At 62.3% G+C, this 14,522-nt stretch carries 14 protein-coding genes and 2 pseudogenes; 12 read left to right on the top strand and 4 right to left on the bottom strand.

Annotated elements, in window-relative coordinates:
- The first annotated feature begins 118 nt into the window (after positions 1 to 118).
- Both G5575_RS21860 and G5575_RS21855 read left to right on the top strand, forming a co-directional pair.
- Entirely contained in the window at positions 119 to 580 is a 462-nt protein-coding gene (locus tag G5575_RS21860; RefSeq protein WP_328766241.1) for an alpha/beta fold hydrolase, read from the top strand.
- Positions 577 to 921 carry an alpha/beta fold hydrolase gene (locus G5575_RS21855; protein ID WP_328766240.1) on the top strand — a complete coding sequence of 115 codons (345 nt, stop codon included), beginning with the start codon at positions 577 to 579 and terminating at the stop codon, positions 919 to 921. Before G5575_RS21860 ends, G5575_RS21855 begins: the two co-directional genes overlap by 4 nt.
- Here G5575_RS21855 and G5575_RS14815 read toward each other — a convergent pair.
- The gene (locus G5575_RS14815; protein ID WP_164535010.1) at positions 918 to 1,409 is read right to left on the bottom strand and encodes a group III truncated hemoglobin; all 492 of its coding nucleotides are present in this window, start codon (positions 1,407 to 1,409) and stop codon (positions 918 to 920) included. The two genes, G5575_RS21855 and G5575_RS14815, sit on opposite strands and share 4 nt — an antisense overlap.
- A gap of 75 nt (positions 1,410 to 1,484) precedes the next feature.
- Between G5575_RS14815 and G5575_RS22315 the strand changes: the two genes are divergently transcribed.
- Both G5575_RS22315 and G5575_RS14805 read left to right on the top strand, forming a co-directional pair.
- The gene (locus G5575_RS22315) at positions 1,485 to 2,111 is read left to right on the top strand and encodes a flavin reductase family protein (protein WP_407924864.1); all 627 of its coding nucleotides are present in this window, start codon (positions 1,485 to 1,487) and stop codon (positions 2,109 to 2,111) included.
- 53 nt (positions 2,112 to 2,164) lie between these two features.
- A complete protein-coding gene (locus tag G5575_RS14805; RefSeq protein WP_164535008.1) occupies positions 2,165 to 2,443 on the top strand; it encodes a DUF6894 family protein in 279 nt (92 codons plus the stop codon).
- Here the strand turns inward: G5575_RS14805 and G5575_RS14800 are convergent.
- Positions 2,440 to 2,580: a hypothetical protein gene (locus tag G5575_RS14800; RefSeq protein ID WP_164535007.1), complete on the bottom strand. Its 141-nt coding sequence runs from the start codon at positions 2,578 to 2,580 to the stop codon at positions 2,440 to 2,442. The genes G5575_RS14805 and G5575_RS14800 overlap by 4 nt on opposite strands.
- 157 nt (positions 2,581 to 2,737) lie before the next feature.
- Between G5575_RS14800 and G5575_RS14795 the strand changes: the two are divergent.
- The 8 genes and pseudogenes from G5575_RS14795 to G5575_RS21235 all read left to right on the top strand — a co-directional run bounded on the left by G5575_RS14795 (position 2,738) and on the right by G5575_RS21235 (position 12,130).
- Positions 2,738 to 3,681: pseudogene (locus tag G5575_RS14795) on the top strand (class 1 fructose-bisphosphatase).
- Between the two features lie 65 nt (positions 3,682 to 3,746).
- A pseudogene (locus G5575_RS14790) lies at positions 3,747 to 5,017 on the top strand (AGE family epimerase/isomerase).
- 58 nt (positions 5,018 to 5,075) lie between these two features.
- A complete protein-coding gene (locus G5575_RS14785; protein WP_164535006.1) occupies positions 5,076 to 5,861 on the top strand; it encodes an SDR family oxidoreductase in 786 nt (261 codons plus the stop codon).
- A 91-nt stretch (positions 5,862 to 5,952) separates the two neighbouring features.
- Complete coding sequence (gene cysQ, locus G5575_RS14780; RefSeq protein ID WP_164535005.1) at positions 5,953 to 6,768, top strand: 3'(2'),5'-bisphosphate nucleotidase CysQ; 816 nt, start codon at positions 5,953 to 5,955, stop codon at positions 6,766 to 6,768.
- 181 nt (positions 6,769 to 6,949) lie between these two features.
- Entirely contained in the window at positions 6,950 to 7,498 is a 549-nt protein-coding gene (locus tag G5575_RS14775) for a PadR family transcriptional regulator (protein ID WP_164535004.1), read from the top strand.
- Positions 7,499 to 7,509: 11 nt separating this feature from the next.
- Positions 7,510 to 8,778 carry an efflux RND transporter periplasmic adaptor subunit gene (locus tag G5575_RS14770; protein ID WP_164535003.1) on the top strand — a complete coding sequence of 423 codons (1,269 nt, stop codon included), beginning with the start codon at positions 7,510 to 7,512 and terminating at the stop codon, positions 8,776 to 8,778.
- Positions 8,779 to 8,789: 11 nt separating this feature from the next.
- Positions 8,790 to 11,018 (top strand): efflux RND transporter permease subunit, encoded by a 2,229-nt coding sequence (locus G5575_RS21240; protein WP_164535002.1) that lies wholly within the window; start codon positions 8,790 to 8,792, stop codon positions 11,016 to 11,018.
- A complete protein-coding gene (locus tag G5575_RS21235) occupies positions 10,973 to 12,130 on the top strand; it encodes an efflux RND transporter permease subunit (RefSeq protein ID WP_165700262.1) in 1,158 nt (385 codons plus the stop codon). The genes G5575_RS21240 and G5575_RS21235 overlap by 46 nt, the downstream gene beginning before the upstream one ends.
- Before the next feature lie 70 nt (positions 12,131 to 12,200).
- Here G5575_RS21235 and G5575_RS14755 read toward each other — a convergent pair whose 3' ends face one another.
- Positions 12,201 to 14,096 carry an ABCB family ABC transporter ATP-binding protein/permease gene (locus G5575_RS14755; protein ID WP_164535001.1) on the bottom strand — a complete coding sequence of 632 codons (1,896 nt, stop codon included), beginning with the start codon at positions 14,094 to 14,096 and terminating at the stop codon, positions 12,201 to 12,203.
- Complete coding sequence (locus G5575_RS14750; protein ID WP_164535000.1) at positions 14,096 to 14,464, bottom strand: ArsR/SmtB family transcription factor; 369 nt, start codon at positions 14,462 to 14,464, stop codon at positions 14,096 to 14,098. The genes G5575_RS14755 and G5575_RS14750 overlap by 1 nt, the downstream gene beginning before the upstream one ends.
- Positions 14,465 to 14,522: the final 58 nt, after the last annotated feature.

The following is a 14,522-nucleotide window of genomic DNA, read 5'->3' as shown; positions in this document are numbered from 1 at the left end:
AAATGATTTCCTCCTTTAGGTGGCGCATACTTGCCCAAAGTCTGGCCCGAGGAAAGGCGACGACGCTGTCGAAAAAGGGCGTTCTCGTTCGTCGCTATGTCGAGAGAGGGAGGTCACCATGGTTCAGCCATTCAGCGACGATGGGCTCGAAATCTTTGCCGCCGACGGACCGCCACCGCTGCCGCCAGGCGGCGAGATGATCGAGCGCGATGAAACGCGGCTCTGGTTTGCCGGCTGGGGCTCCGGTCCCGCCGTATTGCTGCTGCATGGCGGAATGGGCAATGCCAACAATTTCGGGCATCAGGTCCCTGCCCTGCTCGATGCTGGCTACCGGGTCATCGTCATGGACAGCCGCGGCCATGGGCGAAGCAGCTGGAACAGTGGCGCCTTCGCCTATGCCGACATGGCGCTAGATGCCTTCGCCGTGCTGGACCACCTCAATATCGCCCGTGCGGCCGTGGTGGGGTGGAGCGATGGCGCCTGCACCGGGCTCGCCATGGCCAAGCAACAGCCGCAACGTGTCAGCGGCGTCTTCTTTTTGCTTGCAATGTCGACAGCACCGGCGCCGTGCCCTTCATGATGTCGGATCGGATCGGCAAATGCCTCGAGCGGCACCAGAAGGATTATGCGGCGCTATCGCCGAAGCCCGAGCAGTTCGATGCCATGAGCGCTGCGCTTCAGATCATGCAGCGCGAGCAGCCGAATTATTCCGCGGAGGATCTGCGCAGCGTCGCTGTCCCGGTGACGATTGCTCAGGCTGAAGGCGACGAGTTTATCCGGCCCGAACACGCCCGCTATATTGCCGAGACCATCCCCGGCACGACCTTTGTCGACCTCCCCGGCGTGACGCATTTTGCGCCGGTGCAAAAGCCGGACCTCTTCAACACGGCCGTGCTGAATTTCCTCACCCGCCTGGCCTAGTCTTCGGGCGTCCAAACAGGCGCGGGCTCGCGCTTCAGCTGGCCCATGGTCATGATGTCGTCGCCGCGGCGCATGGCGATGTTCATGCGGAAGGAATTGCCGACGCGCTCGGACCGCTCGATGAAGATCGACGCGATCTCGGGCGGGCAAAGCTCGGTCACCGTTTCGCGGAAAAGCCGCAGCCAGCGCATGAAATGGACGTCGCTGAGTTCGGGGATGGCCATGTGCCTTGGCATTGGCCTGCCGCCATAGCGGCCACTGCCCAGCAGCATCGAGCTCCAGAAATCAGCGATCGTCTCAAGGTGTCTCGGCCATTCCGGGCCCAGGATGACGCGGTTGAAGACCGGCCCAATCACGTCATCCTGCCTGGCACGCGCATAGAATTCGGCGACCACGGCCCGGATCATCGCCTCGTCGAGACCTTCCGGCGTGTTCCAGCCGATGCGCTGGTGCTGGCTGCCGAGCGGCGGACGATCAGCGTCCGGCATGATCTGCAGTCCTGAAATTTGGGAGGGGTGGCACTTTGGAAGCCATGCCTTGGAAAATAGTGTGAGGGCTCTTAGATGACAAGGGAGGCCGGCGGAAGCCAAACCGGGTTGAGTCGCGTTGACCCCCTACTCACAAGAGCGACAATCCAGCATGAATGCCATCACACCCGATTTCGAGCTTCCCGACAGCATGGCTTTGCGGCCTCTGCGCCGCCCCGCCATCAGCGACAGCGAGTTTCGGACGGCCATGGCCGCTGTGGCGTCGAGTGTTCATGTCGTCACTGCCCGGCGGGGGACGAGCGGGTTGGGCGCACAGCCACATCGGTGATGTCGCTCTCCAACCAGCCGCCGACGATCCTCGTTTCCATCGATATCGTCAGCCGGTTGGCCGACATCATCGCCCGCACCGGCTGTTTCTCCGTTGCCCTCCTGTCCGACCGGCAGGCCGAGATCGCCGATTCATTCGCCGGCAAGCTCGATACGACGGACCGCTTTTCGCTCGGGGAATGGAGCCATTGGCCGTCGGGACAGCCGCAACTCCAAGGCGCGGTGTCGTCGCTCGATTGCGAAGTGATCGGCGCTATGGAAACCGGCACGCATGTGCTCTACGCTGGGGCCATCATCGAAGCCGAGACCGACACGGCGCGCACGCCGCTGATCTGGCATCAGCGTGACTATGGCAGCGTCGGTCCAATCGGCTAGGCCGGGCAACCGATCGGCAAAAGCATCGTTGTTCCGCCGGAACGGGGAATGCCATGCCGCGCTACTATTTCCATTATCGCACCGATGACCGACTGATTCCCGACCGCACGGGTACCGAATTCCCAGACCTCGATGCCGCCGAGCATAACGCTGCCGAAATCGGCAAGGCGATCATCGAACGCGCCGCGGCAGAGGGCGCCGAAGTGGAAGAAGCGCGCTCCATCGAGATCACCGACGAAGGCGGCCAGGAGCTGCTATATGTGGTGTTTTGGGCAGGCCCACAAATCGGCTCGGGCCCGGCAACGCCGATCGAACCGGCGCGGCTGCACTAGCCGAAAGTGGTGACCGCAAAACCCAGCACGAGCGCCGCAAACAGAGCGGCGTAGGAAACGTATTGCAGGTAAAGCTTGGGCATGATGGATCCGCAACGATGTCCATCAAAGACTACCAGCTGGCTGGAGTTTAACAAGCTGTAAACTCCTGTGGCAGCGCCGCCGAGAGAAACGCTTTGCTGCGGCGATGGTCGCTTGTGAAAGAAGCTGCCTGCTCGTGTTGTGGCTCACCCGAAAGTCGGCCTTGCCTCGGCAGCCGCCATTCCACACAAAGCCCTTAACAAGGAGCTGCCGATGACCACCCTGCCCGACTGGCTGAGCACCGAGACCGATGATGCCGCGCTTGCCAGCACTATAGCCTCCATGGCGGCAGCGTGTGTCGACATCGCTGCGGAGCTCCGGCAGGCGCCGATCAGCGGGCATACGGGTCTAGCCGGCGCGACCAACGTCCAGGGAGAGGCGCAGAAGGCGCTCGATGTCATCTCCAACGACATTGTTATCAAGCACTTAGCAGCAAATCCCGCCATTTCGATTCTGATTTCGGAAGAGCTGGATGAAGCGGTTGATCTGGCAAGCGAAGGCCGCTTCATCGTCGCCACCGACCCGCTGGATGGCTCCTCGAACCTTGACGTCAACGTCACCGTGGGCACCATTTTCTCCGTGCTTCCGGCCGCGGGCGGGCTGCTGCAAAAAGGCACGGGACAGATCGCCGCCGGCTATGTCGCCTATGGGCCAGCCACGAGCCTGACCTTGCGCATCGCCGGAAGAACCAGCGTTTTCACCCTTGATGAGCAGGGTCAGTGGCAGCTGACCGTCAACACGGCCGCCATTCCCGCCGCGTCGGGTGAATTTGCCATCAACACGGCGCGTGAACGCTTCTGGGACGCAGCCACCAGCGCCTATGTCAGCGAAAGCGTCGCCGGAGAAACCGGGCCTGCCGGCAAGCGCTATAACATGCGCTGGGTCGGCTCCATGGTCGCCGACATCCACCGCATCCTGATGCGCGGGGGCATCTTCCTTTATCCGCTCGACAGCGAAACGCAGAGCAAAGGCGGCCGCCTGCGCCTCCTCTACGAAGCGAATCAATGGCTTGGCTCGTCGAGGGCGCCGGCGGACGCTCGACCACCGGAACCCAGTCGATCCTCGACGTTGAACCCACCGGCATCCACCAGCGCGTTCCGGTGATCCTTGGCTCAGCAGACGAAGTGGCGCGGGTCGAAGGCTTCTACGCGCGCTGAGCTAAACCAAATTGCATCGTTTCCGGCCGTTCGCTACAAGCTGCGGACCTGCCGGAGGACACAGCATGAGCGACGCCGCATTTCACCTGCCCAGCACCAATGCGAGCCCATGGCAGTCGCGGCCGTTTCACCGCCAATACCTGATGCGGCAGGCCAATAACCTTTTCGATTTCTTCGAGTCAGCCTCGATCAACCCCGCAGGCGGTTTCCACGAGCTCAGCGACGATGGCGAGCCGCTGTCGCCGCAAAACCCGGTCCGGCAGATTCATGTCACCACGCGCATGATCCATTGCGCGGTGATCGGCAGCCTGATCGGCCGTCCCGGCTCGGACGAAGTTGTCGACCATGGCATGCGCTACCTCTGGGAAAAGCATCGCGACGCCCAGCATGGCGGCTATGTCTGGTCGCTCGATGACGACGGCCATGCCGATGCCAGCAAGCAGGCCTATGGCCATGCCTTCGTGCTCCTTGCCGCCTCGAGCGCCAAGCTCGTCGGCCACCCCTGGCCGATCAGGTAATCGCCGACGTCACCAACATCATCGACACCCGCTTCTGGGACGACAAGGTCGGCGCCGTGCGCGACGAGTTCGGCAACGATTGGCGCCAGATCTCGACCTATCGCGGCCAGAACTCCAACATGCACATGACCGAAGCGCTGATGGCGGCCTACGAGGCGACCGGCAACAAGCGCTATCTCGACAAGGCCAAGCGCATTGCCGACCTCATCATCCGCCGCAACGCCATGAAGCTCGATTTCCGCGTGGCCGAACATTTCCACGAGGATTGGCGCGTCGACCAGGATTTTGCCGGCTCCGAAATGTTCCGCCCCTCCGGCACCACGCCCGGCCATGCTCTCGAATGGTCGCGCCTCCTGTTCCAGCTCTTCGTGCTCACCCGCAAGGAACATTCCTGGATGCCCGAGGCCGCCCGCAGCTTGTTCCGCCAGGCCATCGAGCTGGGCTGGGACAAGAAGCACGGCGGCTTCTTCTACACTCTCGACTGGAACAATCAGCCGATTATGCGCGAAAAACTCTGGTGGCCCGTTGCCGAGGCGATCGGCGCCGCTGGCTTTATCGGTGCGCATGACAAGGACGAATTTTTCCAGGTCTGGTATCGCAAGCTCTGGGACTTTGCCGAGAACCACGTCATCGATCACGAGCGTGGCGGCTGGCTCAGCGAGCTCAAGGAAGACCTGACGCCGACGTCGCGCCTCTTTGTCGGCAAGCCCGACATCTACCACGCGCTCCAGGCCTGCCTTATCCCGCTCTACCCTGCCGGCGGCAGCCTCACCCACGGCATCATGGAAGCGGACCACGTCAAGACGCTCGGCCACTGACCGAACAACCTTTGCGCCGTTCGATGCGTTAGCCCCCGGTTAGCGCAGGAGACGGCAGATGAGCATTTTGGCGGGAAAAGTGGCACTGGTGACCGGTGCCGGGTCAGGGATCGGCAGAGCTGCAGCCCTGGCCCTCGGAAGCGAAGGCGCTTCGGTCGTGGTCATGAGCCGCACCAAGGAAGAGATCGACAAGACCGCCGCCGAAATCGAGAAAGCCGGCGGCAAGGCGCTGGCCGTCGCTGCCGACACGACCGACGATGCGGCGATGAAAAGTCTCGTCGCACAAACGGTCGAGAAGTTCGGACGCCTGGATATCGTTGTCGCAAATGCCGGCATCAACGGCGTCTGGGCGCCGATCGACGAGCTCGAGCCCGACGAGTGGGACAAGACCATCACGGTCAACCTGCGCGGCACCTATCTCACCATTCACCACGCCGTCCCGGAGCTCGAAAAAGACGGCGGCGGCGCCATCGTCATCGTCTCCTCGATCAACGGCACAAGAGCCTTCGGCACGCCCGGCGCGACGGCCTATTCCGCCACCAAGGCAGCGCAAGTCGCCATGGCGCAGCAGCTGGCGCTCGAACTGGGCCAGCGCAACATCCGCGTCAATGCCGTATGCCCCGGCGCCATCGAAAGCGAGATCAGCGACAATACCGAGCAGCGGAACAAGGAAAAATCCGAGGTCCCGGTCGAGTTTCCGGAAGGCGATATCCCGATCACCGGCGGCAAGCCGGGCAAGGCGGAAGACGTCGCCGACCTCATCCTCTTCCTGTCTTCGGAAGCATCTCGCCACATCACTGGCACGCCGGTCTGGATCGACGGCGGGCAGGGTTTGCTCCGCTAAAGCGGGCGCAGGTAAAACCCTGCTCTTGCAGGCAATTGCCAGGGATCGGCCAGCGTCGTAAAGCAGCGCGACCTTTATCCCTGGTGCCGCCATGACCGCCTCCTCCACCCACCTAACCGACTTGTCGGTGCAAGCCGCCATCGCTGCGGCGGAGGTGATCTGTGCGGTTTACCACCGGCCCATCCATGTCGACACCAAAGCCGATGGCTCGCCCGTCACCGAAGCCGACGCCGCGGCCGAAGCCGTGATCATCCGGCACCTCGAAAACACCGGTGTGCCGATCCTGGGCGAGGAAAGCGTCGCGGCCGGGATCGTGCCCACCTTGGGCGAGCGCTACTTCGTTGTCGATCCGCTCGATGGCACCAAGGAGTTCATCAAGCGCAACGGCGAATTCACGGTCAATATCGGCCTCGTCGAGAATGGCCGCCCGACCATGGGCGTGGTGCTGGCCCCCACCACGGGTGAACTCTTCGTCGGCGACCCGTCAGGCGCATGGATGGCAAAGGTCATCGACGGCGCGGTCACCGAAAAGCTTCCGATCACCGTCGGCTGGCTGCCCCGTCTGCGCATCGTCGCCAGCCGCAGCCATGGTCACGAGGCGCTTGAGGAGCTTTGCGAGACGCTGGATGTCGAAAGCGACGTTTCCGTCGGTTCATCGCTGAAATTCTGCCTCCTGGCGCGCGGTGATGCCCAGCTTTATCCGCGCTTTACTCCCACCTGCGAATGGGACACCGCAGCCGGCCAGGCGGTGCTCGAGGCGGCGGGCGGTGCAGTGGTGACGCTGGACGGCGAAGCAATGCGTTATGGCAAGCACGATGTGGGCTTCCTCAACCCCTACTTCGTGGCCGCTGCCAGTCGCGAACTGGCCCAAAAAGCGGCTGCTGAAATGCGTCGATTGTTGAGCTGATTTGGCCATACTTTGCTAAAGTCTGGCTGCTAAACCTTTCGGCGAGCCGCAAAATCTTGGTTCATGCAAGCAGTGCTTAACTGATCTGCGAATTCGCAAGCAGCGTATTGCTTGCGGCATGCCGGCTGCACATATATACGGCCAGCATATATCGGGCTGATATAGCCCTCCGGAACCTATGATGAACGTCCGAACGCTTTGCCTTTCGATCCTCTATGACGGGGACGCCAGCGGTTACGATATCCGCCGTATGTGTACGGAGGAAGAGTTTTCCTATTTCGTCGAGGCGAGCTACGGCTCGATCTATCCGGCGCTGGCCAAGCTCGAGGACGAAAAGCTCGTCACCAGCCGCACCGAGCAGCAGGATGGCAAGCCTGCGCGTAAGGTCTATTCTATTACCGAGCTGGGCCGTAGCGTGTTCGCCGATGAACTCGGCGCGCCGCTCGGGGAGGACATGTTCCGCAGCCCCTTCCTTTTGTTCGCGCGCTTCGCGCACATCCTCCCGGCCGACCTGGTCGAAGCCCGTTGCAACGAGATGCTGGAGCGGACCCGTTCGGGCCTGAGGCGCCTCGAAACGGCGTGCGGCAAGGAGGATTGCAGCGCGGCAGACAAGTGGGTCATCGATTATGGCCGCGCCATGTTGCAGCTTGCGGAAAAGCACATGCTCACCCACATGTCCGATTTGATCACATTGGCGCGAGCAGAACCGCGCAAGAACGCAGCTGAGTAAGGGGCAATCTCATGCGGGCACTATTTTCATACGGTCTGGCACTTTGCCTCCTGCTGCTTGCGGGCGGCTGGCTGGCGACTGGCACCCTCGTTCAAGGCGGCCAGGGTCCTGGAAATGGCGAAAAGCCGATCGTTTCGGTGATCGAGGGCGAGGACCATGGTCCGATCGCGACAAGGCTAGCGGATGCCGGCGTGCTGGCGCATCCCCACGAGCCCGATGTCGACCCGGCGCTGACCATCGCCCAGCGCGTCGAACAGACCACCGGCGCTTCTGCTCCCAAGCAGAGCGTGCGCGTCCAGAAGTTCACCGCCGAACCAATGCCGATCGAAGTGCCGCTCCGCGGTCGCACCCAGGCCAAGGCCACGATCTCGGCCGTTGCCGAAACTGCTGGCACCGTCGACGTCGTCCATGTCGCCAAGGGTCAGCGCGTCGAGGTGGGCGATCCGCTTTGCACGCTCGACCAGGGCACCCGCGCTGCCGCCGTTACCCAGGCCGAGGCCGGCCTTCAGCAGGCCAATGCCGCGCTCGCCCAGGCAGAGCTTAATGCCAGCACCAATGTCGATCTGCGCGATCGGGGCCTGGCCGCAGCAAACACGGCCAATGCCGTCGAAGTCGCGCTGGCCCAAGCTCGTGCGGGTGTCAGCCAGGCGCAAGCCGGGCTCGACAATGCCCGCGCCGAACTCGACCGCACCGAAATCGTCGCGAAGGTTGCCGGCCTTGTGCAAGATCCGGTCGCCGTCCAGGGGTCGATGCTGAGTGCCGGATCGCCCTGCGCCACCATCGTTCAGCTTAATCCGATGGTCTTCACCAGCATGGTGCCCGAGGCTCATATCGGCCTTGCCCATACCGGTCTCGATGCCACGATAAAGACCGTCACCGGCCAGACCATCGATGGCAAGGTCACCTACATCTCGTCGGTTGCAGACGCCGCAACGCGCGCCTTCCCGGCCGAAATCGAGATCCCCAATGACGATTATGCCATCCGGGACGGCGTCACTGCCGAAGCCGTTGTCAATATCGGCACCGCGCCGGGGCATCTCTTGCCGCAGTCCGTGCTGACGCTGGACGATGATGGCATGCTGGGCGTGCGCACTGTCGAAGAGGGCAAGGTTGCCTTCCACGCGGTGACCATCGTCAACGATACGCGTGCCGGCGTCTGGGTCACTGGCCTGCCTGCAGTCGCCGACGTCATCACCGTTGGCCAGGAAAATGTTACCGCCGGGCAGGAAGTCGATGCCAGCCCGGCCACTGTCACGTCTGCTGAAGCAACCGCCAGCTAAGGACCGCAGCCATGCTCGATTTTATCGAACGTATCTTGAGGATGCCGCGTGTCGTCCTGACGGTCATGCTGCTGATCCTGGGCGCGGGCACCGCCGCCTATGTCAGCATGCCCAAGGAAAGCTTCCCGGCGATCGACATTCCCTATCTCTATGTCTCGATCACCCAGACTGGCGTGTCGCCCCGCGACGCCGAAAACCTCCTCGCCAAGCCGGCTGAGGAGGAATTAGCCAATCTGCCCAACCTTTCCAACATCACCTCGACCTCGACGACAGGTCACGCCTCGATCTTCCTTGAGTTCGACATCAACGCCGACAAGGATCAGGCGCTGCAGGATACGCGCGCCCGCATTGACGCGATTAAGGCGAAACTGCCGACCGACGCCATGGACCCCACCGTGTCCGAAGTCGACCTCGTCGGCGGCGCCGTCATTTCCGTTGCCGTTTATGGCGATGCGCCGGAAAAGGAACTGGTGCGCCGCGCCGAGCAGTTGCAGGACGCGCTTGAGGCGCTTGGCGACGTCCGCGAGGCAACGCTTTCCGGCGCCCGCGACGAGCAGCTCGAAGTTCGCGTCGATCTCCTCCGCCTCGAAACCTATGGCCTAACCGCCAACCAGCTTTTTGATGCGCTCGCCCGCAACAACATGGTCGTGCCGGGCGGCACGCTCAACACCGGACAGGGCTCGTTCAACATCGAGGTCCCCGGCCTCATCACCAATGCCGAGGACGTCTACAACCTGCCGCTCAAGACCGATGGCAACACCATCGTCACCTTTGGCGACGTGGCGACCATCACGCGCACCCTGGCCGATGCCACCGAATATACCCAGGTCAACGGCTCCCCTGCCCTGATCCTGGGCGTCAGCAAGAAGCTTGGCACCAACATCATCGACGTGTCCGAGCAGGTTCGCGCCACAACAGCCGAACTGGCTAAGGAATGGCCGAGCGGGGTCAGTTACTCCTTCTTCCTCGACCAGGCAGAAACCACGCAGAGCCTCTTCCGCTCGCTGGAGGCGGCCGTGCTGACCGCCGTGGCGCTCGTGCTGATCACCTGCGTGGCTACGCTCGGCGTGCGCCCCGCGATCATGATCGGTCTTTCGATCCCGCTCTCCTTCATGATGGCGTTCCTGGTCGCCGAGATGCTGGGCATGACCATCAACATGATGGTGATGTTCGGGCTCGTGATCGCGGTCGGCGTGCTTGTCGACGACCCCGTGGTGGTGGTCGAATATGCTGAGCGAAAACTCATGGAAGGCGTGCCCAAGCGGGAAGCCTTCATCATGGCCATGCGCAAGATGTTCGTGCCGGTTGTCGGCGCGACCGCGACGACCCTCGGCGCCTTTATTCCGCTGCTGTTCTGGCCGGGTATCATCGGCAAGTTCATGAGCTATCTGCCGACCATCGTGATCATCGTCATGATCGCGTCCTTCATCTCGGCCTTGATCTTCATGCCGGTGATCGGTTCGGTCATTGCCTCCACCCATGTGGACGAAAAGGCGAAGGCCAAGGCGGATATCGTCATGTATCCGGACAAGTTCGACTCCAAGAAAGTCGGCGGCCTTACCGGCATCTATGTTCGCATCATGGAAAAGCTGCTGCATTGGCCGCTGCCGACGCTGGCTGTTGGTTTCGGCATCATTGCGATGATCTTCGTCACTTATGCGCAAAACCCGACCGGCACCGAAGCCTTCCCGGCCTCCGAGCCCGAATTTGCGACCGTCGCCGTCGTCGGCCGGGGCAATTACTCGCCCGAGGAAATCCGCGACCTCCTGATGGAGATCGAGGACGAGATCATGCAGGTCAACGGCATCCAGGACGTGATCATGCAGTTCGGCTCGACCGGCGCCTTCTCGACGACGCCTCCGGATACGATCGGCAACTTCCAGCTGCAGTTCACCAACTGGAACCATCGCGTCCCGGCCGAACAGATCTTCGCCGACATCCGTGAGCGCGTCTCCGGCTTTGCCGGCCTCGACATCCAGCTCCTCGCCGCAGAAAACGGTCCGCCCGCTGGCAAGGACCTCAATATGCGGGTCGAGAGCCAGAACTACGATGATCTCGTTCCGGTCGTCACCGCGATCCGCAACGAGCTCGCAACCTGGCCCGAAGTTGTCGACGCCGAAGACGGACGCCCCTCCCCGGCATCGACTGGCAGATCACCGTCGATCGCGCGGAAGCGGGCAAGTATGGGATCGGCGTGCGCGAGCTTGCCCCCTACGTGCAGCTCATCACCTCGGGCGTGAAGCTTGGCACCTATCGCGACAGTGAAACCGGCGACGAACTCGACATTCGTGTTCGCCTGCCGGAAGAAGAGCGCACTTTTGCCGCGCTCGACTCGATGCGTATCGCCACGCCGCAGGGCCTGGTGCCTGTGTCCAACTTCATCGATCGCACACCCGTGCCCAAGGTCGCCAACATCCAGCGCCGCAACCAGGCTTACGTGATGAATGTCGCGGCTGGCCTCACCAACCTGCCCGAGGGCGTCTACGCCACCGACAAGGTTGCCGAACTCCAGACCTGGATCGCCGAACAGAACTTCCCGGAAGGCGTGAATGTCGTTTTCGGCGGTGCCGAAGAGCAGGCGGGTGACGCAAACGCGTTCATCGTCCAGGCCCTGGGCATGGCCATGGCCATCATCTTCTTCGTGCTGCTGCTCGAGTACAACAGCTTCTACCAGGTGATGGTGACGCTCTCGACCGTGGTCATGTCGGTGGCCGGCGTGTTGCTCGGCATGCTGGCAACGGGGATGACCTTCTCGGCCATCATGACCGGTCTCGGCATCGTCGCGCTCGCCGGTATCGTGGTGAAGAACGGCATCGTTCTGATCGACACCTATAACGACTACCATCGCCATGAGGGTGTTGAAGCGGTCAAGGCCATGCTTCTGACAGTGAGTCAGCGCGTCCGTCCCGTGCTGCTGACCGCGTTCCTCACCGCGCTCGGCGTGATCCCGATGTGGGCCAATGTCGAGTTCGACTTCATCCGCCGCGAGATCGTCATCGGCGGCCTAGCCGGCTCGTGGTTCATCCACCTTTCGGCGGCGCTGGTGTCGGGCCTCTTCTTCTCGACGCTCCTCACCCTCATCATGGTGCCGGTGATGATCACTGCGCCAACGGTGATGTGGGCCCAGATGCGCTGGTTCGGCTCGCTCTTTGCGCGCCTCGGCAACTGGATCGCCAGCCCCTTCCGCCGCAAGCCAGCCATGGCCGCACCGGCCGGCTTCGACGGCATGGCAGTGGAAGTCCCTGAAAACGCTGACGGTGCCCGTCGCTACATCGTCTCCAAGGACGTGGGCCTCGTGGAAAAAGAAGCCAATGGGGTCACCGTCGTCAGCCGCAGGGATGCGGCGGAGTAGAACGACCAGCTCAGAGAATGCAAAAAGGCCCGCAGCGATGCGGGCCTTTTTGTTGGTGGTTGCTGGCGTCCTACTCCGCCGCAGGCGCGCCGCGCTTCACGAAGCCATCAGGGTCGTCCTGGGTCTGAGCCAGGCGCTCGGCCGCTTCGCTGGCTTCACGCTGGCGGTTCCACATCTGGGCGTAAAGACCGTCCTGGGCGAGGAGGTGGAAGTGGCTGCCGCGTTCGGCGACCTGGCCTTCGCGCAGCACTAGAATTTCGTCAGCATTGACGACGGTCGACAGACGGTGGGCGATCACCACGGTGGTGCGATTGCGCGAAACAACGTCGAGCGCCTGCTGGATGTCGCGTTCAGTCTTGGTGTCGAGCGCTGAAGTAGCCTCGTCGAGGATCAGGATCGAGGGCGACTTGAGGATGGTGCGCGCGATGGCGACACGCTGCTTCTCGCCGCCGGACAGCTTCAGCCCCCGCTCGCCGACCGGCGTGTCATAGCCCCTGGGCAAAGCCTCGATAAAGGTGCCGACCTGCGCCATCGCAGCGGCTTGCTTGATTCCCTCTTCGGAGGCGCCGGGACGCCCGTATTCGATATTGTAGCCGATGGTGTCGTTGAAGAGCACCGTGTCCTGCGGCACCATGCCTATGGCTGAGCGCAGGCTCTCCTGCGTCACATCGCGCAGGTCCTGCCCGTCGATGGTGATGCGGCCGCCAACCACGTCATAGAAGCGGAACAAGAGGCGCGAGATCGTCGATTTGCCGGCGCCCGTCGGTCCCACGATAGCGACGGTCTTGCCAGCTGGCACCTCGAAGCTCACGCCTCTAAGGATCGGGCGATCGGGATCGTAGTGAAAATGCACGTCCTCGAAGCGGATGACCGGGCCGGTGATTTCGAGCTGCCCCGCGCCGGGCTTGTCGGTGATTTCCGGATCGCGATCGAGCAGCTTGAACATTTCTTCAATGTCAGTCAGGCCCTGCCGCAATTCGCGATAAACGAAGCCGATGAAGTTGAGCGGCCGGTAGATCTGCATCAGGAAAGTGTTGAGCAGGACGAAGTCGCCTAGCGTTAGCGTGCCGTTCATCACGCCCATGATCGACATGATCGAGATGATCAGAAAGCCGGCGTAGAAGATGATCGCCTGGCCGAAATTGAGGAAGCCCAGCGAGGTCCAGATGCGGATGGCGGAGCGCTCGTAGCCGGCCATGGCCCTGTCGAAGCGATCGGCCTCCATCTTCTCGTTGGCGAAATATTTTACCGTTTCGAAGTTGAGGAGGCTGTCGATGGCCTTGCCGTTGGCGTCGGTATCGCTGTCGTTCATCTCGCGACGGATGGCGATGCGCCAGTTCGAGGCTTTGATGGTGAAATAAAGATAGGCCCAGATCATCACCACCAGGACGCCGAGATAGCTGATCCCAAACAGCCAGACGAAGATGATCGCAACCACCACAAACTCGACGATGGTCGGCGCGATGTTGAGCATGGCGAAACGCACCACCGTTTCGATGCCCTTGGTGCCGCGCTCGATGACGCGGGACAACCCACCGGTGCGCCGCTGCAGGTGAAAGCGCAGCGACAAGCGATGCATGTGGTGGAAGGTCTGCAGCGCCAGCTTGCGCACGGCATGCTGGCCCACGCTGGCGAAAAGCACGTCGCGCAGCTGCTGGAAGCCGGCATCGATGATGTTGCCCATCACATAGGCGATGACGAGGACGATCGGCACGGCCATGCCGAGGATCAGCGCCGTATTGGGCGTCGAGCCATCAAGGCTATCGATGATGCCCTTATAGGCGAAGGGCACCAGCGTGGTCGCTACCTTGCTGGCGAGCAGCGCAGCGATCGCGAGGCTCACGCGAAGCTTAAGATCAGGCCGCCCATCGGGCCACATATAGGGCCAAAGATTGCGAACTGTGGAGAATACGGAGCCTTCGTCCGCGCTGACGGACGGCTTCTTTCCAGAATTGTCTAGGGACATCAGGCGGGTTCCGCTTCCTTGCTCGCAACGAGCGGGGCGAGCCCCTCGAGTAGACCGCCGAAAGCGGAATTGAGTTCACCAAGCTTGTCGTGACTGATGCAGTAGCGGTTGCGCGTGCCCTGCGCCTTGCGCTCGATCAGCCCGGCATCGAGCAAGACCTTGATGTGCTGGGACACCGTCGACTGGGCAAGCGTCAGGCTTTCGGTCACATCGCCACAGCAGCATTGACCCTGCTGGCTGGCGAGGATCCGCAAAATTTCGAGCCGGACCGGATGGCCCAAGGCCCGCATAATATTGGCAATGTCGTCGTCACGCATGGGCGCCGCTTGTCTGCGCATGATCGAGGCGCGCGAAACGCCCGGGCTCATGCTTGATCGGTGGATTACGATGGAACATGGTGAGTTTGCCTGCAAAGGTCAATCCCCA

The sequence above is a fragment of the Devosia aurantiaca genome (genome assembly GCF_011058215.1).
Taxonomy (GTDB): domain Bacteria; phylum Pseudomonadota; class Alphaproteobacteria; order Rhizobiales; family Devosiaceae; genus Devosia; species Devosia aurantiaca.
The sequence above is the reverse complement of the archived record's forward strand: the minus strand, read 5'-3'. Positions and strand labels throughout refer to the sequence as shown.

Coding starts and splice junctions, on each gene's coding strand:
- G5575_RS21860 (WP_328766241.1), top strand. CDS start 119: ATGGTTCAGCCATTCAGCGACGATGGGCTCGAAATCTTTGCCGCCGAC.
- G5575_RS21855 (WP_328766240.1), top strand. CDS start 577: ATGATGTCGGATCGGATCGGCAAATGCCTCGAGCGGCACCAGAAGGAT.
- G5575_RS14815 (WP_164535010.1), bottom strand. CDS start 1,409: ATGCCGGACGCTGATCGTCCGCCGCTCGGCAGCCAGCACCAGCGCATC.
- G5575_RS22315 (WP_407924864.1), top strand. CDS start 1,485: ATGACAAGGGAGGCCGGCGGAAGCCAAACCGGGTTGAGTCGCGTTGAC.
- G5575_RS14805 (WP_164535008.1), top strand. CDS start 2,165: ATGCCGCGCTACTATTTCCATTATCGCACCGATGACCGACTGATTCCC.
- G5575_RS14785 (WP_164535006.1), top strand. CDS start 5,076: ATGAGCATTTTGGCGGGAAAAGTGGCACTGGTGACCGGTGCCGGGTCA.
- cysQ (WP_164535005.1), top strand. CDS start 5,953: ATGACCGCCTCCTCCACCCACCTAACCGACTTGTCGGTGCAAGCCGCC.
- G5575_RS14775 (WP_164535004.1), top strand. CDS start 6,950: ATGAACGTCCGAACGCTTTGCCTTTCGATCCTCTATGACGGGGACGCC.
- G5575_RS14770 (WP_164535003.1), top strand. CDS start 7,510: ATGCGGGCACTATTTTCATACGGTCTGGCACTTTGCCTCCTGCTGCTT.
- G5575_RS21240 (WP_164535002.1), top strand. CDS start 8,790: ATGCTCGATTTTATCGAACGTATCTTGAGGATGCCGCGTGTCGTCCTG.
- G5575_RS14755 (WP_164535001.1), bottom strand. CDS start 14,096: ATGTCCCTAGACAATTCTGGAAAGAAGCCGTCCGTCAGCGCGGACGAA.
- G5575_RS14750 (WP_164535000.1), bottom strand. CDS start 14,464: ATGAGCCCGGGCGTTTCGCGCGCCTCGATCATGCGCAGACAAGCGGCG.